The 19545-nt window shown below is 55.4% G+C and carries 15 protein-coding genes and 4 tRNA genes; all 19 read left to right on the forward strand.

The annotated features are described in order from the left end of the window. The first annotated feature begins 245 nt into the window (after positions 1–245). Complete coding sequence (birA, locus tag ACZRN6_RS21025; protein WP_464008770.1) at positions 246–1205, forward strand: bifunctional biotin--[acetyl-CoA-carboxylase] ligase/biotin operon repressor BirA; 960 nt, start codon at positions 246–248, stop codon at positions 1203–1205. Beyond that, positions 1195–1944: a pantothenate kinase gene (locus ACZRN6_RS21030; RefSeq protein WP_322147868.1), complete on the forward strand. Its 750-nt coding sequence runs from the start codon at positions 1195–1197 to the stop codon at positions 1942–1944. The genes birA and ACZRN6_RS21030 overlap by 11 nt, the downstream gene beginning before the upstream one ends. Before the next feature lie 7 nt (positions 1945–1951). Beyond that, entirely contained in the window at positions 1952–2398 is a 447-nt protein-coding gene (locus ACZRN6_RS21035) for a hypothetical protein (RefSeq protein ID WP_322147866.1), read from the forward strand. Positions 2399–2541: 143 nt separating this feature from the next. Then, a tRNA-Tyr gene (locus tag ACZRN6_RS21040) sits at positions 2542–2626 on the forward strand. A 23-nt stretch (positions 2627–2649) separates the two neighbouring features. Next, a tRNA-Gly gene (locus tag ACZRN6_RS21045) sits at positions 2650–2723 on the forward strand. 26 nt (positions 2724–2749) lie between these two features. After that, positions 2750–2825, forward strand: a tRNA-Thr gene (locus ACZRN6_RS21050). Positions 2826–2987: 162 nt separating this feature from the next. Beyond that, positions 2988–3063 (forward strand) — tRNA-Trp (locus ACZRN6_RS21055). Positions 3064–3108: 45 nt separating this feature from the next. Beyond that, positions 3109–3477, forward strand: coding sequence for a preprotein translocase subunit SecE (secE, locus tag ACZRN6_RS21060; RefSeq protein WP_076016471.1), 369 nt, complete (start codon positions 3109–3111; stop codon positions 3475–3477). Positions 3478–3486: 9 nt separating this feature from the next. Further along, a complete protein-coding gene (gene nusG, locus ACZRN6_RS21065; protein WP_003176436.1) occupies positions 3487–4020 on the forward strand; it encodes a transcription termination/antitermination protein NusG in 534 nt (177 codons plus the stop codon). A gap of 117 nt (positions 4021–4137) precedes the next feature. Continuing rightward, the gene (gene rplK, locus ACZRN6_RS21070) at positions 4138–4569 is read left to right on the forward strand and encodes a 50S ribosomal protein L11 (RefSeq protein WP_003210097.1); all 432 of its coding nucleotides are present in this window, start codon (positions 4138–4140) and stop codon (positions 4567–4569) included. Next, on the forward strand, positions 4569–5264 hold the full coding sequence (gene rplA, locus ACZRN6_RS21075) for a 50S ribosomal protein L1 (protein WP_322147863.1): 696 nt from the start codon (positions 4569–4571) through the stop codon (positions 5262–5264). Before rplK ends, rplA begins: the two co-directional genes overlap by 1 nt. 198 nt (positions 5265–5462) lie before the next feature. After that, positions 5463–5963: a 50S ribosomal protein L10 gene (gene rplJ, locus ACZRN6_RS21080; RefSeq protein ID WP_322147861.1), complete on the forward strand. Its 501-nt coding sequence runs from the start codon at positions 5463–5465 to the stop codon at positions 5961–5963. 78 nt (positions 5964–6041) lie between these two features. After that, positions 6042–6407 carry a 50S ribosomal protein L7/L12 gene (gene rplL / locus ACZRN6_RS21085; protein ID WP_088424408.1) on the forward strand — a complete coding sequence of 122 codons (366 nt, stop codon included), beginning with the start codon at positions 6042–6044 and terminating at the stop codon, positions 6405–6407. 220 nt (positions 6408–6627) lie between these two features. Continuing rightward, a complete protein-coding gene (gene rpoB, locus ACZRN6_RS21090) occupies positions 6628–10701 on the forward strand; it encodes a DNA-directed RNA polymerase subunit beta (protein ID WP_076016468.1) in 4074 nt (1357 codons plus the stop codon). Positions 10702–10765: 64 nt separating this feature from the next. After that, positions 10766–14965, forward strand: coding sequence for a DNA-directed RNA polymerase subunit beta' (gene rpoC / locus ACZRN6_RS21095; RefSeq protein ID WP_076016467.1), 4200 nt, complete (start codon positions 10766–10768; stop codon positions 14963–14965). Positions 14966–15181: 216 nt separating this feature from the next. After that, positions 15182–15553 (forward strand): 30S ribosomal protein S12, encoded by a 372-nt coding sequence (gene rpsL, locus ACZRN6_RS21100; protein ID WP_002555494.1) that lies wholly within the window; start codon positions 15182–15184, stop codon positions 15551–15553. Between the two features lie 118 nt (positions 15554–15671). Beyond that, positions 15672–16142, forward strand: coding sequence for a 30S ribosomal protein S7 (gene rpsG, locus ACZRN6_RS21105; RefSeq protein ID WP_002555493.1), 471 nt, complete (start codon positions 15672–15674; stop codon positions 16140–16142). A gap of 30 nt (positions 16143–16172) precedes the next feature. Further along, entirely contained in the window at positions 16173–18278 is a 2106-nt protein-coding gene (gene fusA, locus ACZRN6_RS21110) for an elongation factor G (RefSeq protein WP_322147855.1), read from the forward strand. 30 nt (positions 18279–18308) lie between these two features. Further along, a complete protein-coding gene (gene tuf / locus ACZRN6_RS21115; RefSeq protein WP_048724879.1) occupies positions 18309–19502 on the forward strand; it encodes an elongation factor Tu in 1194 nt (397 codons plus the stop codon). Positions 19503–19545 lie beyond the last annotated feature (43 nt).

Here is a 19545-nt window from a genome sequence, read left to right on the forward strand (position 1 = left end):
GTAGTGTGGGGTTTCCCCATGTGAGAGTAGGTCATCGTCAAGATTAAATTCCAGAACCCCTGATTGCTAACGCAATCAGGGGTTTTGTTTTTGCGCGGTTTGTTGGACAGAGCGTGCTCGCGAAAAACTTCGACGGTTACACGGGCTATCAGATGCCCCCGCGCATAAATGCTAAAGTCCTGCCTTTCTATGCAATGGCCTTATGCATGGCTATCATGCGTGCCTCATTGTGAGGCGAGACTTGCATGCTGACGTTGTTGAAACTTCTAAAAGATGGTCGATTCCACTCCGGGGAGGCGCTTGGTGCTGCCCTGGGTGTCAGTCGCAGTGCTGTGTGGAAGCAGCTTCAGCATCTTGAGGCGCAATTGAATCTACCTATCCATAAAGTCCGCGGCAGGGGGTATCAGTTGGCTTCGCCTCTGGTGTTTTTAAGTGCTGATGAAATTGCTCGGCATGTTCCGGGTCCTGCATGGCCTGTTCATATTTCTGACTCCATTGACTCGACAAATGCCGAGGCATTGCGCCTGGTCGAGGCGGGTCGCACTGCGCCGTTTCTCGTGCTTTCAGAGCAGCAAACTGCTGGAAGGGGAAGGCGAGGCCGGAGGTGGGTCAGTCCCTTCGCTCAAAACGTCTACTACAGCCTGGTGTTGCGTATCGATGGCGGTATGCGCCAGTTGGAGGGCCTGAGCCTCGTCGTCGGACTGGCAGTCATGCAGGCGTTGCGGGATGCGGGTGTTCGCACTGCCGGGTTGAAGTGGCCAAACGACGTTTTAGTAGGGCAGAAAAAGATCGCCGGCATTCTCTTGGAGTTGGTTGGGGACCCCGCTGATGTTTGCCATGTCGTCCTGGGTATTGGCATTAATGTGAATATGCAGAAGGCCGACGAGGTCGATCAGCAATGGACTTCCTTACAGTTGGAGACCGGCAGTGCTGTTGATCGTAACTACCTGGTGGCGCGCCTTGGCGTGCAACTGCAGGCTTATCTTGACCGCCACCAGGCTTCTGGCTTTTGCGCCATTCAGAAGGAGTGGGAGCAGAACCATTTATGGCAAGGTCGGCCTGTATCGCTCATTGCGGGTGTGAACCAGATTGATGGAGTGGTATTGGGGATCGATGGGCAGGGTGCGCTACGGTTGAGCGTGGATGGTGTCGAGAAAATATATAGCGGTGGTGAGTTAAGCCTGAGGTTGCGTGATGATACTTGAGCTCGACTGTGGCAATAGCTTTATCAAATGGCGCGTTATCGAGCCGGATCACGTGCGCATCTTTGCTGAAGGTATCGCTGGTTCGGATGCCTCGCTGATCGACAGCCTGGTTGCGCTTGCGGGGCTCGCGTTAAAGGATTGCCGGCTGGTAAGTGTTCGTGCTTCGGATGAGACGAGCCAGTTGGTATCGGCCCTGGTAGCGGCGTTTGGCGTCAACGTACTCTGTGCGGCTTCAGCAAGGCAAATGGGTGGGCTGCGAAACGGGTACGAAGACTTCGAGCGCCTGGGCCTGGATCGTTGGCTCGCTATGCTGGGTGGGTTTCAATTGGCTTCGGGTGCATGCCTGGTGCTCGATTTTGGTACTGCGGCGACAGCAGACTTCATTACTGCGAACGGTGAGCATCTCGGAGGCTTTATTTGTCCCGGCATGCCGCTGATGCGCAACCAGCTGCGAACGCATACCCGCAAAATACGTTATGACGATATTGCCGCAGAGCGTGCCCTTGAGGTCCTGTCTCCCGGTCGTACGACCGTAGAGGCGGTAGAGCGCGGCTGTACGCTCATGCTGAGAGGGTTTGTGCTGACTCAGTTGGAGTTGGCTCGAAGCTATTGGGGCACGGACTTCACCGTCTTCCTTACGGGCGGGGATGCTGAGCTGGTGGCTGACGCTGTGCCGCACGGCAGGCTTGTCCCGGATCTGGTTTTTGTTGGTTTGGCGATGGCGTGCCCTTTGTCCTGAGGTTTTTATGCGTTGGCTGTTTCTGCTTTTGCTGGTCCTCAATGTCTTCTATTACGTCTGGCATCAGCAGGAGGCTCCCTTGCGCGCCAAAGATGTCACGCCACTGGCTCTCTATCGCGGCTCACAGCAAGATATCCGGCTGTTAAGCGAGTCGGCTGACGCGATGGTGCGCAGAGACCGGGCAAAAGCGCCTGAGGCGCAGCCTGCGTGCCTGTATATCGGCGGCCTGGCCGATCAGAAAGAGCTTCAGTCGGTTGAACAGCGCCTTACAAGCCTGGACATCAAGGTCAAGCTGCAATCCCTGAACCTGCCTGATGCCTCCGGATACTGGCTGCGAGTAGCCCCTGAAAGCAGGCGCCTGGCTGATGATCTGCCCTTTGAAAACCTTGCTAATGAATTCAATGAGTTAAAACATAAAATAATGCCGTGCGAAGGCATTGCAACCTTCGAATAGTTTGCATAGAATGGCGCCCGCTTCGCAGTGAAGACCTTTAGGGTCAACAAGGTGAAGCGAAGGTCAACGCAGCTAACCTCATATTTTTAAATGAGAAAGTGGTTGACAGAAGGCTGGCATGATGTAGAATGCCGGCTCGCTTAGGAGGGGTTCCCGAGCGGCCAAAGGGATCAGACTGTAAATCTGACGTCTACGACTTCGAAGGTTCGAATCCTTCCCCCTCCACCATTTTAGCGTGAGCTGCAAGCTCCGCGGGTATAGTTTAGTGGTAGAACCTCAGCCTTCCAAGCTGATGATGCGGGTTCGATTCCCGCTACCCGCTCCAAGTTTGCAGGTTGTGCAAGTTGTTTCGCTCTTGTAGCTCAGTTGGTAGAGCACACCCTTGGTAAGGGTGAGGTCAGCGGTTCAAATCCGCTCAAGAGCTCCATATAACAAGGCAGATATGAAAATATCTGCCTTTGTTTTAACAGCTTCCTCTGGTTGATTCTGCTCTTTCTCACGGTTTGTTTGGGTAGGTTTCAGGTCTGCAGGGGTTTGTTGTTGTAAAGTCTTTTTCAGATCGGCATAATTGTCGGCCTGATTTTGTTTTAGGTCAGTAGCTCAATTGGCAGAGCGACGGTCTCCAAAACCGTAGGTTGGGGGTTCGATTCCCTCCTGACCTGCCAGATTCACTTGGTGTGTCTGGCTTTCTTTTCACAGGATCTTCATAGATGACTCCTAAGGCTGAAGCTCAAGGCTCTCGCTTCGATCTGCTCAAGTGGCTTGTAGTAGTCGCTGTTGTGGTCGTAGGCGTTGTCGGCAACCAGTACTACTCTGCGTCGCCGATCCTGTACCGTGTCCTCGCATTGCTCGCCCTTGCTGCTGTTGCTGCCTTTGTTGGCCTGCAGACTGCCAAAGGTAAGTCGTTTGCGGTCCTGGTAAAGGAAGCTCGTACCGAGATCCGTAAAGTCGTTTGGCCGACTCGCCAAGAAACCACGCAGACCACGTTGATTGTGGTAGCTGTTGTTCTGGTTATGGCGTTGCTGTTGTGGGGGCTTGATTCCCTGCTCGGCTGGCTTGTTTCCTTGATTGTTGGCTAAGGGTGTCCCGTGGCTAAGCGTTGGTACGTTGTGCATGCTTACTCGGGTTACGAGAAGCATGTCATGCGCTCTTTGCTAGAGCGCGTAAAGCTGGCAGGCATGGAAGATGGCTTCGGCGAAATTCTGGTTCCCACTGAAGAAGTGGTTGAAATGCGTAATGGCCAGAAACGCAAAAGCGAGCGCAAGTTCTTCCCTGGCTACGTGCTGGTTCAGATGGACATGAATGAGGGTACTTGGCACTTGGTCAAGGACACTCCTCGCGTCATGGGTTTCATCGGCGGTACCGCTGATAAGCCTGCGCCGATCACCGACAAAGAAGCAGAAGCGATTCTGCGTCGTGTTGCTGATGGTAGCGACAAGCCCAAGCCGAAGACGTTGTTCGAGCCGGGTGAGGTTGTTCGTGTCACAGATGGTCCGTTTGCAGATTTTAACGGCACTGTCGAAGAAGTTAACTACGAAAAGAGCCGGATCCAAGTGGCAGTGCTCATTTTCGGTCGCTCTACTCCGGTAGAGCTAGAGTTCAGCCAGGTCGAAAAAGTCTAGCTGGGCAAGCATCCCAACCCCGCAGCCTTAGGCTGTGGGGTTTTGTCGTCACTGGGATAAACGCGCAAGTAACCGGGGAGCCTTTCGAGGCGTTCGAACCCGTAATTGGAGTGCCTCATGGCCAAGAAGATTACCGCTTACATCAAGCTGCAAGTGAAGGCCGCTCAGGCCAACCCAAGCCCACCTGTTGGTCCAGCTCTGGGTCAGCACGGCGTGAACATCATGGAATTCTGCAAGGCTTTCAACGCCCGTACTCAGGGTATTGAGCCAGGTCTGCCGACTCCAGTGATCATCACTGTATACAGCGACCGTAGCTTCACCTTCGAAACCAAGTCGACCCCGGCTTCGGTTCTGTTGAAGAAAGCTGCTGGTCTGACTAGCGGTTCCGCTCGTCCTAACACCGTTAAGGTTGGCACCGTGACCCGTGCTCAGCTGGAAGAAATCGCGAAAACCAAAAACGCGGATCTGACTGCAGCTGATATGGATGCAGCCGTGCGTACCATCGCCGGTTCTGCTCGTAGCATGGGCCTTAACGTGGAGGGTGTGTAATGGCTAAGCTGACCAAGCGCCAAAAGGCTATCGCCGGCAAAATCGAAGCGGGCAAGTCCTACAACTTTGTAGACGCTGCTGCTCTGCTGACCGAGCTGTCGACTGTCAAGTTCAGCGAGTCTGTTGACATTGCTGTAAACCTGGGTGTTGACCCACGTAAATCCGACCAGGTCGTTCGTAGCGCTACTGTGCTGCCACACGGTACTGGCAAGACTGTACGTGTTGCTGTCTTCACCCAAGGCCCAGCAGCTGAAGCTGCTCTGGCCGCCGGCGCCGATCGCGTTGGCATGGACGACCTGGCTGCCGAAATGAAAGGCGGCGACCTGAACTATGACGTCGTAATTGCTTCCCCGGATGCAATGCGCGTTGTAGGTCAGTTGGGTCAGATCCTCGGTCCACGTGGCCTGATGCCTAACCCTAAAGTCGGCACCGTAACGCCAGACGTAGCCACCGCGGTTAAAAACGCCAAGGCTGGTCAGGTTCGTTATCGCACCGACAAAAACGGCATCATTCACACCTCCGTTGGCAAAGTCGGCTTTGATGCCGTCAAGCTGAAGGAAAACGTTGAAGCCCTGATCGCTGATCTGAAGCGTATCAAGCCAGCTTCCTCGAAAGGTATCTACGTCAAGCGCGTTACCCTGAGCACCACTATGGGCCCAGGTCTGGTCATCGACCAAGGCTCGCTGGACGTATAAGACACAAATTGGCGCAAGTAATTGCGCCAGTTGAAAGATTGGGGTCCCTGCCTGGCGGGGGCTATCCAAGACCGTAGGCGACGCAAGTCTTAAACCACAAGCCTACGCAGATGGTGCTCCCGGTTCCTTACCGAATCAGACACCAAAACGACATCCGGCCTAGGCCAGATGAAACGGTAACAAGCAGGAGTTAAACCCGTGGCAATTAATCTCGAAGACAAGAAGGCCATCGTCGCTGAAGTCAACGAGGCTGCCAAAGCTGCTCTGTCCGCTGTCGTGGCTGATGCCCGTGGTGTGACAGTAGGCGCTATGACCGGACTCCGTAAAGAGGCTCGTGAAGCTGGCGTATACGTACGTGTTGTACGTAACACCCTGCTAAAGCGCGCTGTTGCTGACACTGAATACAGTGTCCTCAACGACGTGTTCACAGGCCCGACCCTGATTGCGTTCTCCACCGATCATCCAGGCGCTGCTGCCCGTTTGTTCAAGGAATTCGCTAAGGGTAACGACAAGTTCGAGATCAAGGCAGCTGCGTTCGAGGGCAAGTTCCTCGCAGCTAACCAAATCGACGTACTGGCAACACTGCCGACCCGTAACGAAGCTATTTCTCAGCTGATGAGCGTGATTCAAGGCGCTACCAGCAAGTTGGCTCGTACTCTGGCCGCAGTTCGCGAGCAAAAAGAAGCCGCCGCAGCCTAAGGCTGAGCGCTTCCTCTCGCGTATTTTTGTTTATTTCGATGGCCGCGTAGGCCGTCCCCCAATTCAGGAATTACAGCAATGTCTATCTCCCAAGACGATATCCTCAACGCCGTAGCTGAAATGTCGGTTCTGCAGGTTGTTGAGCTGATCAAAGCTTTCGAAGAAAAATTCGGCGTTTCCGCTGCCGCTGCTTCCGCTGGCCCAGCCGCTGTAGCTGCTGTTGCTGAAGAGCAAACCGAATTCAACGTTATGCTGTTGGAATCCGGCGAGAAGAAAGTAAACGTGATCAAGGCAGTTCGTGAACTGACCGGTCTGGGCCTGAAAGAAGCCAAGGCTGTAGTTGACGCTGCTCCAAGCATGGTTCTGGAAGCTGTTGCGAAAGACGCAGCTGACAAAGCCAAGGCTGCTCTGGAAGAAGCAGGCGCTAAAGTCGAGCTGAAGTAAGCATCGACCTTGCGTCTCCAGCCCAAGCGTTAAGCTGAAGGCTGATGGCTGGTGGCTCTTGCCACCGGCCTTTTTCCGTTATTGGCAATCGACTCGGTCGTCGCCTCTAACGAGCTGTAACCACCCGATGCGGTGGCGCAAACCATGGGGTTTGCAAGATTTTCTGGCTGCTCCCGTCGGGAGGGGCCAAACAAGCAGGTGACCAAGCTGGGGAACGCTGATGGCTTACTCATATACTGAGAAAAAACGTATCCGCAAGGACTTTAGCAAGTTGCCGGACGTCATGGATGTCCCGTACCTTCTGGCTATCCAGCTGGATTCGTATCGTGAATTCTTGCAGGCGGGAGCGACTAAAGATCAGTTCCGCGACGTGGGCCTGCATGCGGCCTTCAAATCCGTTTTCCCGATCATCAGCTACTCCGGCAATGCTGCGCTGGAGTACGTCGGTTATCGCCTGGGCGAACCGGCATTTGATGTCAAAGAATGCGTGTTGCGCGGTGTTACGTACGCCGTACCTTTGCGGGTAAAAGTCCGTCTGATCATCTTCGACAAAGAGTCGTCGAACAAAGCGATCAAGGACATCAAAGAGCAAGAAGTCTACATGGGTGAAATCCCCCTGATGACTGAGAACGGTACCTTCGTTATCAACGGTACCGAGCGTGTTATCGTTTCCCAGCTGCACCGTTCCCCGGGCGTGTTCTTCGACCACGACCGCGGCAAGACGCACAGCTCCGGCAAGCTCCTGTACTCCGCGCGGATCATTCCGTACCGTGGTTCGTGGTTGGACTTCGAGTTCGACCCGAAAGACTGCGTGTTCGTACGTATCGACCGTCGTCGCAAGCTGCCGGCCTCGGTATTGCTGCGCGCGCTCGGCTATACCACCGAGCAAGTGCTGGACGCCTTCTATACCACTAACGTATTCCATGTGAGCGGTGAAACCCTCAGCCTGGAACTGGTGCCTCAGCGCCTGCGTGGTGAGATTGCCGTTCTGGACATCCAGGACGAAAAAGGCAAGGTCATCGTTGAAGCCGGCCGCCGTATTACCGCGCGCCACATCAACCAGATCGAAAAAGCCGGTATCAAGACGCTGGAAGTGCCTCTGGACTACGTCCTGGGTCGCACCACCGCCAAGGTCATCGTGCACCCGGCCACCGGCGAAATCCTGGCTGAATGCAACACCGAGCTGAACACCGAGATTCTGGGCAAGATTGCCAAGTCCCAGGTTGTTCGCATCGAGACCCTGTACACCAACGACATCGACTGCGGTCCGTTCGTCTCCGACACCCTGAAGATCGACTCCACCAGCAACCAATTGGAAGCGCTGGTCGAGATCTATCGCATGATGCGTCCTGGCGAGCCACCAACCAAAGACGCTGCCGAGACCCTGTTCAACAACCTGTTCTTCAGCCCTGAGCGCTATGACCTGTCTGCGGTCGGCCGGATGAAGTTCAACCGTCGTATCGGTCGTACCGAGATCGAAGGTTCGGGCGTGTTGTGCAAGGAAGACATCGTCGCGGTACTGAAGACCCTGGTCGACATCCGTAACGGTAAAGGCATCGTCGATGACATCGACCACCTGGGTAACCGTCGTGTTCGCTGCGTAGGCGAAATGGCCGAGAACCAGTTCCGCGTTGGCCTGGTACGTGTTGAGCGTGCGGTCAAAGAGCGTCTGTCGATGGCCGAAAGCGAAGGCCTGATGCCGCAAGACCTGATCAACGCCAAGCCAGTGGCTGCGGCGGTGAAAGAGTTCTTCGGTTCCAGCCAGCTCTCGCAGTTCATGGACCAGAACAACCCGCTCTCCGAGATCACCCACAAGCGCCGTGTTTCCGCACTGGGCCCGGGCGGTCTGACTCGTGAGCGTGCAGGCTTTGAAGTGCGTGACGTACACCCTACTCACTACGGTCGTGTATGCCCGATTGAAACGCCGGAAGGTCCGAACATCGGCCTGATCAACTCCCTGGCCGCTTATGCGCGCACCAACCAGTACGGCTTCCTCGAGAGCCCGTACCGTGTGGTGAAAGACGCTCTGGTCACCGACGAGATCGTGTTCCTGTCCGCCATCGAAGAAGCTGATCACGTGATCGCTCAGGCTTCGGCCACGATGAACGACAAGAAAATGCTGATCGACGAGCTGGTAGCTGTTCGTCACTTGAACGAGTTCACCGTCAAGGCGCCGGAAGACGTCACCTTGATGGACGTATCGCCCAAGCAGGTAGTTTCTGTTGCAGCGTCGCTGATCCCGTTCCTGGAACACGATGACGCCAACCGTGCGTTGATGGGTTCCAACATGCAGCGTCAAGCTGTACCGACCCTGCGTGCTGACAAGCCGCTGGTAGGTACCGGCATGGAGCGAAACGTAGCCCGTGACTCCGGCGTTTGCGTCGTGGCTCGTCGTGGCGGCGTGATCGACTCCGTTGATGCCAGCCGTATTGTGGTTCGTGTTGCCGATGACGAAGTTGAAACGGGCGAAGCCGGTGTCGACATCTACAACCTGACCAAATACACCCGCTCCAACCAGAACACCTGCATCAACCAGCGTCCGCTGGTGAGCAAGGGTGATCGGGTTCAGCGCAGCGACATCATGGCAGACGGTCCTTCCACCGATATGGGTGAGCTGGCACTGGGTCAGAACATGCGCATCGCGTTCATGGCCTGGAACGGTTACAACTTCGAAGACTCCATCTGCCTGTCCGAGCGTGTGGTTCAGGAAGATCGCTTCACCACGATCCACATTCAGGAACTGACCTGTGTGGCACGTGACACCAAGCTTGGGCCAGAGGAAATCACTGCAGACATCCCGAACGTGGGTGAAGCTGCACTGAACAAGCTGGACGAAGCCGGTATCGTTTACGTAGGTGCTGAAGTTGGCGCAGGCGACATCCTGGTAGGTAAGGTCACTCCGAAAGGCGAGACCCAGCTGACTCCGGAAGAGAAGCTGTTGCGTGCCATCTTCGGTGAAAAAGCCAGCGACGTTAAAGACACTTCCCTGCGTGTACCTACCGGTACCAAGGGCACTGTCATCGACGTACAGGTCTTCACCCGTGACGGCGTTGAGCGTGATGCTCGTGCACTGTCCATCGAGAAGACTCAACTCGACGAGATCCGCAAGGACCTGAACGAAGAGTTCCGTATCGTTGAAGGCGCGACCTTCGAACGTCTGCGTTCCGCCCTGGTAGGCCACAAGGCTGAAGGCGGCGCGGGCCTGAAGAAAGGTCAGGACATCACCGACGAAGTACTCGACGGTCTTGAGCACGGCCAGTGGTTCAAACTGCGCATGGCTGAAGACGCTCTGAACGAGCAACTCGAGAAGGCCCAGGCCTACATCGTTGATCGTCGCCGTCTGCTGGACGACAAGTTCGAAGACAAGAAGCGCAAACTGCAGCAGGGCGATGACCTGGCTCCAGGCGTGCTGAAAATCGTCAAGGTTTACCTGGCAATCCGTCGCCGCATCCAGCCGGGCGACAAGATGGCCGGTCGTCACGGTAACAAAGGTGTGGTCTCCGTGATCATGCCGGTTGAAGACATGCCGCACGATGCCAATGGCACCCCGGTCGACGTCGTCCTCAACCCGTTGGGCGTACCTTCGCGTATGAACGTTGGTCAGATCCTCGAAACCCACCTGGGCCTCGCGGCCAAAGGTCTGGGCGAGAAGATCAACCGTATGATCGAAGAGCAGCGCAAGGTTGCTGACCTGCGTAAGTTCCTGCACGAGATCTACAACGAGATCGGCGGTCGCAACGAAGAGCTGGACACCTTCACCGACCAGGAAATCCTGGACCTGGCGAAGAACCTGCGCGGCGGCGTTCCAATGGCTACCCCGGTGTTCGACGGTGCCAAGGAAAGCGAAATCAAGGCCATGCTGAAACTGGCAGACCTGCCAGAAAGCGGCCAGATGCAGCTGTTCGACGGCCGTACCGGCAACAAGTTTGAGCGCCCGGTTACTGTTGGCTACATGTACATGCTGAAGCTGAACCACTTGGTAGACGACAAGATGCACGCTCGTTCTACCGGTTCGTACAGCCTGGTTACCCAGCAGCCGCTGGGTGGTAAGGCTCAGTTCGGTGGTCAGCGTTTCGGGGAGATGGAGGTCTGGGCACTGGAAGCATACGGTGCTGCTTACACTCTGCAAGAAATGCTCACAGTGAAGTCGGACGATGTGAACGGTCGGACCAAGATGTACAAAAACATCGTGGACGGCGATCACCGTATGGAGCCGGGCATGCCCGAGTCCTTCAACGTGTTGATCAAAGAAATTCGTTCCCTCGGCATCGATATCGATCTGGAAACCGAATAACACGTGACGCGAATCGAGAGCGGGGCTGTTTAGCCCGCTCTCTGCTCCGCCAGGAGGAAAGGCCTTGAAAGACCTACTGAATTTGCTGAAAAACCAGGGTCAAGTCGAAGAGTTCGACGCCATCCGTATTGGGTTGGCATCGCCTGAGATGATCCGTTCTTGGTCGTTCGGTGAAGTTAAAAAGCCGGAAACCATCAACTACCGTACGTTCAAACCTGAGCGTGACGGCCTGTTCTGCGCCAAGATCTTTGGCCCGGTAAAGGATTACGAGTGCCTGTGCGGTAAGTACAAGCGCTTGAAACACCGTGGTGTGATCTGCGAGAAGTGCGGCGTTGAAGTTGCACTGGCCAAGGTTCGTCGTGAGCGCATGGCGCACATCGAGCTGGCTTCGCCGGTTGCCCACATCTGGTTCCTGAAGTCGCTGCCGTCCCGTATCGGCTTGCTGATGGACATGACCCTGCGTGATATCGAACGCGTTCTCTACTTCGAGAGCTATGTCGTTATCGACCCAGGCATGACCACCCTTGAAAAAGGTCAGCTGCTGAACGACGAGCAGTACTTCGAAGCGCTGGAAGAGTTCGGCGACGATTTCGATGCCCGCATGGGTGCCGAAGCTGTCCGTGAACTGCTGCACGCTATCGACCTGGAACACGAGATTGGCCGCCTGCGTGAAGAAATTCCGCAAACCAACTCCGAAACCAAGATCAAGAAACTGTCCAAGCGTCTGAAGTTGATGGAAGCCTTCCAGGGTTCCGGCAACTTGCCAGAGTGGATGGTGCTGACCGTTCTGCCGGTTCTGCCGCCAGATCTGCGTCCGCTGGTACCGTTGGATGGCGGTCGCTTCGCAACTTCCGACCTCAACGACCTGTACCGTCGCGTGATCAACCGTAACAACCGCTTGAAGCGTCTGCTCGACCTGTCCGCTCCGGACATCATCGTGCGCAACGAAAAGCGTATGTTGCAAGAAGCGGTCGATGCCCTGCTCGACAACGGTCGTCGTGGCCGCGCTATCACAGGTTCCAACAAGCGTCCTCTGAAATCCCTGGCTGACATGATCAAGGGTAAGCAAGGTCGTTTCCGTCAGAACTTGCTCGGTAAGCGTGTTGACTACTCCGGTCGTTCGGTAATTACCGTTGGCCCGACCCTGCGTCTGCACCAGTGCGGTCTGCCGAAGAAGATGGCTCTCGAGCTGTTCAAGCCGTTCATTTTCGGCAAGCTGGAAATGCGTGGTCTCGCGACCACCATCAAGGCCGCCAAGAAAATGGTCGAGCGCGAACTGCCAGAGGTTTGGGACGTTCTCGCTGAAGTGATCCGCGAACACCCGGTTCTCCTCAACCGTGCACCGACCCTTCACCGTCTGGGTATCCAGGCGTTTGAACCGGTACTGATCGAAGGTAAGGCTATCCAGCTGCACCCTCTGGTCTGTGCTGCGTACAACGCCGACTTCGACGGCGACCAAATGGCCGTGCACGTACCGCTGACACTGGAAGCCCAGTTGGAAGCGCGTGCGTTGATGATGTCGACCAACAACATCCTGTCGCCAGCCAACGGTGAGCCAATCATCGTTCCGTCGCAGGACGTTGTATTGGGTCTGTACTACATGACTCGTGAAGCGATCAACGCCAAGGGCGAAGGTCGTGTGTTCGCGGATCTGCAGGAAGTTGACCGTGTGTTCCGTGCCGGCGAAGCCGCACTGCATGCCAAGGTTAAAGTCCGCATCCACGAAACCATCAACGATCGTGACGGTGGCAGCGTCAAGAACACCCGTATCGTCGACACCACTGTCGGCCGTGCGCTGCTGTTCCAGGTTGTTCCACCTGGCCTGTCGTACGACGTGGTCAACCAGCCAATGAAGAAAAAGGCGATCTCCAAGCTGATCAACCAGTGCTACCGCGTGGTTGGTTTGAAAGAGACCGTTATCTTCGCTGACCAGTTGATGTACACCGGTTTTGCTTATTCGACCATTTCCGGCGTTTCCATCGGTGTTAACGACTTCGTTATCCCGGACGAGAAAGCCGCCATCATCGGTGCTGCTACCGATGAAGTGAAAGAGATCGAGAGCCAGTACGCCTCCGGCCTGGTAACCCAGGGCGAGAAGTACAACAAAGTGATCGACCTTTGGTCCAAGGCCAACGACGAAGTGTCGAAGGCAATGATGTCGAACCTCTCGAAAGAGCGCGTTATCGACCGTCATGGCGTGGAAGTCGATCAAGAGTCGTTCAACTCGATGTACATGATGGCCGACTCGGGCGCACGGGGTTCTGCTGCGCAGATCCGTCAGCTCGCCGGTATGCGTGGCCTGATGGCCAAGCCGGACGGCTCCATCATCGAAACGCCGATTACTGCGAACTTCCGTGAAGGTTTGAGCGTACTTCAGTACTTCATCTCGACTCACGGTGCTCGTAAAGGTCTGGCGGATACCGCGTTGAAAACCGCTAACTCCGGTTACCTGACTCGTCGTCTGGTAGACGTTGCGCAAGACTTGGTTGTGACTGAAGTTGACTGCGGTACCGAACACGGTCTGCTGATGACTCCGCACATCGAAGGCGGCGACGTTGTAGAGCCGTTGGGTGAACGCGTACTGGGTCGAGTCATCGCCCGTGACGTATTCAAGCCAGGTACCGAGGAAATCATCGTTCCTGCCGGCACTCTGGTAGACGAGAAGTGGGTCGAGTTCATCGAGCTCAACAGCATCGACGAAGTGATTGTTCGCTCGCCGATCAGCTGCGAAACCCGCTACGGCATTTGCGCCAAGTGCTACGGCCGTGACTTGGCTCGTGGTCACCAGGTGAACATCGGTGAAGCGGTCGGCGTTATCGCTGCCCAGTCCATCGGTGAGCCGGGTACCCAGCTGACCATGCGTACGTTCCACATCGGTGGTGCGGCAAGCCGGACCTCCGCAGCCGACAGCGTTCAGGTGAAGAATGGCGGTACCGTCCGTCTGCACAACCTGAAGCACGTTGAGCGAGTGGATGGCCACCTGGTTGCTGTGTCCCGTTCCGGTGAGCTGGCAATCGCTGATGACTACGGTCGTGAGCGTGAGCGTTACAAGCTGCCGTACGGTGCTGTGATTTCGGTTAAAGAAGGTGACAAGGTCGACGCTGGCGCAATCGTGGCCAAGTGGGACCCGCACACTCACCCAATCGTTACCGAAATGAAAGGTACCGTGACCTACGTGGGCATGGAAGAAGGCATCACGATCAAGCGTCAGACTGACGAATTGACCGGTATGACCAACATTGAAGTACTCGACGCCAAAGACCGTCCAGCTGCAGGCAAGGATATCCGTCCTGCTGTGAAGATGGTTGATGACAACGGCAAGGATCTGTTGCTGCCAGGCACTGACGTTATCGCTCAGTACTTCCTGCCAGCCAACGCCCTGGTCGGTGTTGCGGATGGTGCGAAGATCGCGATCGGTGATGTTATCGCTCGTATCCCGCAAGAAACTTCGAAGACCCGTGACATCACCGGTGGTCTGCCGCGTGTTGCCGACTTGTTCGAAGCTCGTCGTCCGAAAGAAGCGTCGATTCTGGCTGAAGTCAGCGGCACCATCGCGTTCGGTAAAGAGACCAAGGGCAAGCGCCGTCTGGTCATTACCCCGAACGACGGTAGCGATCCGTACGAAGAGCTGATTCCGAAGTGGCGTCACCTGAACGTCTTCGAAGGCGAACAGGTAAACCGCGGCGAAGTTATCTCCGACGGCCCGAGCGATCCACACGACATCCTGCGTCTGCTGGGTGTGAGTGCGCTGGCCAAGTACATCGTTAACGAGATCCAGGACGTTTACCGTCTGCAAGGCGTGAAGATCAACGATAAGCACATCGAGACCATCCTGCGTCAGATGCTGCGTAAAGTTGAAATCGCTGAATCCGGCGATTCGAGTTTCATCAAGGGCGACCAGATGGAACTGACTCACGTACTGGTAGAGAACGAGCGTCTGGCAGGCGACGAGAAATTCGTTTCCAAATTCACTCGTGTGTTGCTGGGTATCACCAAGGCGTCGTTGTCCACTGAGTCGTTCATCTCGGCGGCCTCCTTCCAGGAGACCACTCGCGTACTGACCGAAGCAGCGGTAACCGGCAAGCGCGATTACCTGCGCGGCCTGAAAGAAAACGTGGTTGTGGGTCGTCTGATCCCGGCCGGTACCGGCTTGGCCTACCACAGCGAGCGTAAGCGCCGCCGTGAACTCGACAAGCCGCTGCGCGTAAGCGCCAGTGAAGTGGAAGCTGCACTGACCGAAGCACTGAACTCAAGCGGTAACTGAGTTCTGCGGTAAATAAGACCGGGCCCTGGCAGCCCCGTTCGTCGGATCGAGACAGAATTGTCCCGGTTCGATGGAGGGGGAGGTCGGGGCCTTGCCTTGACTGGGGACAAGATCCTCTTTAGACTCTTGTACCCCTAAATTTGGCGGGAATTCGTTCCTGCCATTTTGCTTTTCTTGCAAGACAATAGCGTCGCAAGACAACAGTGGAGCTAGTAGATGGCAACTATCAACCAGCTGGTACGTCAGCCGCGTAAGCGTATCGTCGAGAAATCCGACGTGCCTGCGCTGCAGAACTGCCCGCAACGTCGTGGCGTATGCACTCGCGTGTATACCACTACGCCGAAAAAACCTAACTCGGCACTGCGTAAAGTATGCCGTGTGCGCCTGACCAACGGTTTCGAGGTTTCCTCGTACATCGGCGGTGAAGGCCACAACCTGCAAGAACACAGCGTGGTACTGATCCGCGGCGGTCGTGTAAAAGACTTGCCAGGTGTTCGTTACCACACCGTACGCGGCTCCTTGGATACTTCCGGCGTTAAAGGTCGTAACCAGGGTCGTTCGAAGTACGGTACCAAGAAGCCTAAGTAGTAGCGGCTTTTTGTAAAACTGAATCATCTTATTTTCTGAGTCGATAAGAGTAAGGTCGGAGGCGTCCCGAAAGGGCACTAATTCCGAGCGAACCTGAAGACCGTTTGAGGGCTTATCCATGCCAAGAAGACGCGTAGCAGCCAAGCGCGAAGTGCTTGACGATCCAAAATACGGAAGCCAAATCCTGGCCAAGTTCATGAACCACGTGATGGAAAGCGGCAAGAAAGCCGTTGCCGAGCGTATCGTTTATGGCGCGCTGGAAAAGGTTAAAGAACGCAAGAACAGCGACCCCCTGGAAATCTTCGAGAAAGCTCTCGACGCCATCGCTCCGCTGGTCGAAGTGAAGTCGCGCCGTGTAGGCGGTGCTACTTACCAGGTTCCGGTTGAAGTTCGCCCGTCCCGTCGTAACGCTTTGGCAATGCGCTGGTTGGTGGACTTCGCCCGTAAGCGCGGCGAGAAGTCTATGGCCCTGCGTTTGGCTGGCGAACTGTTGGACGCTGCTGAAGGTAAAGGTGCTGCTGTTAAGAAGCGTGAAGACGTGCACCGTATGGCTGAAGCTAACAAAGCTTTCTCGCACTACCGCTTCTAATTCTAGCTTCACTAATTTTGCGAGGGCTTTATGGCTCGTACTACTCCGATTAGTCGCTACCGTAACATCGGTATCGTCGCTCACGTGGATGCTGGTAAAACCACCACCACCGAGCGCGTCCTTTTTTACACCGGCAAAAGTCACAAGATGGGCGAGGTGCATGACGGCGCCGCGACCACAGACTGGATGGTTCAGGAGCAGGAGCGTGGTATTACCATTACTTCTGCTGCTATTACCGCCTTCTGGAAAGGTTCCGAGAAGCAGTACAAGGATGAGCACCGCTTCAACGTAATCGATACCCCGGGCCACGTAGACTTCACCATTGAAGTTGAACGTTCCCTGCGCGTACTCGACGGCGCTGTCGTTGTGTTCTGCGGTACCTCGGGTGTTGAGCCTCAGTCGGAAACCGTATGGCGTCAAGCCAACAAATACGGCGTTCCACGTCTTGTTTACGTCAACAAGATGGACCGTGCTGGTGCGAACTTCCTGCGCGTGATCGGTCAGATCAAGCAGCGTCTGGGTCACACCCCAGTGCCAATCCAGTTGGCTATCGGTTCCGAAGACAACTTCCAGGGCCAGATCGATCTGGTAACCATGGAAGCTGTTTACTGGAACGACGCTGACAAAGGTATGGTTCCTGTTCGCAAGCCTATCCCTGCTGAATTGCAGGAATTGGCTGACGAGTGGCGCAACAACATGGTTGAAGCTGCGGCCGAAGCCAACGAAGAGCTGATGAACAAGTACCTCGAAGGTGAAGAACTCACCAACGTGGAAATCAAGGCTGCTCTGCGTCAGCGTACTATCGCTGGTGAGATCGTCTTGGCTGTTTGCGGTTCCTCGTTCAAGAACAAGGGTGTTCCCCTGGTTCTCGATGCTGTGATCGACTACCTGCCGGCACCAGTGGATATTCCTGCCATCAAGGGTACTGACCCGGATGACGAGACTATCGAGCTGGAGCGTCATGCAGACGACGCAGAACCGTTCTCCGCTCTGGCATTTAAAATTGCCACTGACCCATTCGTGGGTACCTTGACCTTCGTCCGCGTTTACTCGGGCGTGTTGAACTCCGGCGACGGCGTGATCAACTCGGTCAAAGGCAAGAAAGAGCGCGTGGGTCGTATGGTGCAAATGCACGCAAACGCCCGCGAAGAGATCAAGGAAGTACGCGCTGGCGACATCGCGGCCTTGATCGGCATGAAGGACGTCACCACTGGTGAAACCTTGTGCAACGCTGACAAGCCAATCATCCTGGTTCGCATGGACTTCCCGGAGCCGGTTATTTCGGTTGCCGTTGAGCCTAAGACCAAGGATGACCAGGAAAAAATGGGTATCGCTCTGGGCAAACTTGCTCAGGAAGATCCATCTTTCCGCGTCAAGACTGATGAAGAGACTGGTCAAACGATCATCTCCGGCATGGGCGAGCTTCACCTGGACATCCTGGTTGACCGGATGCGCCGTGAGTTCAACGTCGAAGCCAACATCGGTAAGCCTCAGGTTTCCTATCGTGAGCGCATCACGAAGAACTGCGAAATCGAAGGCAAATTCGTTCGTCAATCCGGCGGTCGTGGCCAGTTTGGTCATTGCTGGATCCGTTTTGCTCCTGCTGATGAAGGTCAGGAAGGTCTGCAATTCGTGAACGAAGTAGTGGGCGGTGTTGTTCCTAAGGAATACATCCCGGCTATCCAGAAGGGTATCGAAGAGCAGATGAAGAACGGTGTTGTTGCCGGCTATCCGCTCATCGGCCTGAAGGCGACCGTTTTTGACGGTTCTTACCACGACGTCGACTCCAACGAGATGGCGTTTAAGGTGGCTGCTTCCATGGCTACCAAGCAACTGGCCCAGAAGGGCGGTGGTGAGTTGCTTGAGCCAATCATGGCAGTAGAAGTCGTTACGCCTGAAGACTACATGGGTGACGTGATGGGCGACCTTAACCGTCGTCGCGGCATGATCTTGGGTATGGAAGATACGGTTTCCGGCAAAGTGATTCGTGCCGAGGTTCCGTTGGGCGAGATGTTCGGTTATGCGACCGACGTTCGTTCCATGTCTCAGGGTCGCGCAAGCTACTCTATGGAATTCAAAAAATACAACACAGCTCCGGCGCACATCGCTGAAACTGTATCCAAAAAACAAGGCTGATTCAGTCCTTTAGGCAAGGAGTTAATTGTCGTGGCTAAAGAAAAATTTGATCGTTCCCTACCGCACGTCAACGTTGGCACCATCGGTCACGTCGACCACGGTAAAACTACGCTGACTGCTGCTCTGACTCGTGTTTGCTCCGAAATTTTCGGTTCGGCTATCGTTGACTTCGACAAGATCGACAGCGCGCCAGAAGAAAAAGCTCGTGGTATCACCATCAACACCGCTCACGTTGAATACAACTCGCTGATCCGTCACTACGCTCACGTTGACTGCCCAGGTCACGCTGACTATGTGAAGAACATGATCACCGGTGCTGCCCAGATGGACGGCGCGATCCTGGTTTGTTCGGCCGCTGATGGTCCGATGCCACAAACCCGTGAGCACATCCTGCTGTCCCGTCAGGTTGGCGTTCCGTACATCGTGGTTTACCTGAACAAGGCTGACCTGGTAGACGACGCTGAACTGCTGGAACTGGTTGAGATGGAAGTGCGCGATCTGCTGAGCACTTACGACTTCCCAGGCGACGACACTCCGATCATCATCGGTTCTGCTCGTATGGCTCTGGAAGGCAAAGACGACAACGAAATGGGCACCACTTCCGTACGGAAACTGGTTGAGACTCTGGACAGCTACATCCCAGACCCAGTTCGTGTGATCGACAAACCGTTCCTGATGCCAATCGAAGACGTATTCTCGATCTCTGGTCGCGGTACTGTTGTGACTGGCCGTATCGAGCGCGGTATCGTTAAGGTTCAAGATCCACTGGAAATCGTTGGTCTGCGTGACACTACTGTCACCACCTGCACCGGTGTTGAAATGTTCCGTAAACTGCTCGACGAAGGTCGTGCAGGCGAGAACTGCGGCGTTCTGCTGCGTGGTACCAAGCGTGACGACGTTGAGCGTGGCCAGGTTCTGGTCAAGCCAGGTTCGGTTAAGCCGCACACTACCTTCGAAGCTGAAGTGTACGTGTTGAGCAAAGAAGAAGGCGGTCGTCACACTCCGTTCTTCAAAGGCTACCGTCCACAGTTCTACTTCCGGACCACTGACGTGACCGGTAACTGCGAACTGCCGGAAGGCGTTGAAATGGTAATGCCAGGCGACAACATCAAAATGGTTGTCACCCTGATCAAAACCATCGCAATGGAAGATGGTCTGCGTTTCGCTATCCGTGAAGGCGGTCGTACCGTCGGCGCTGGCGTCGTAGCCAAAATCATCGCTTAATAAGTGATGACTTGAAAAAGCCCCCGCTTAGCGGGGGCTTTTT

This window comes from Pseudomonas sp. A125 (genome assembly GCF_055409485.1).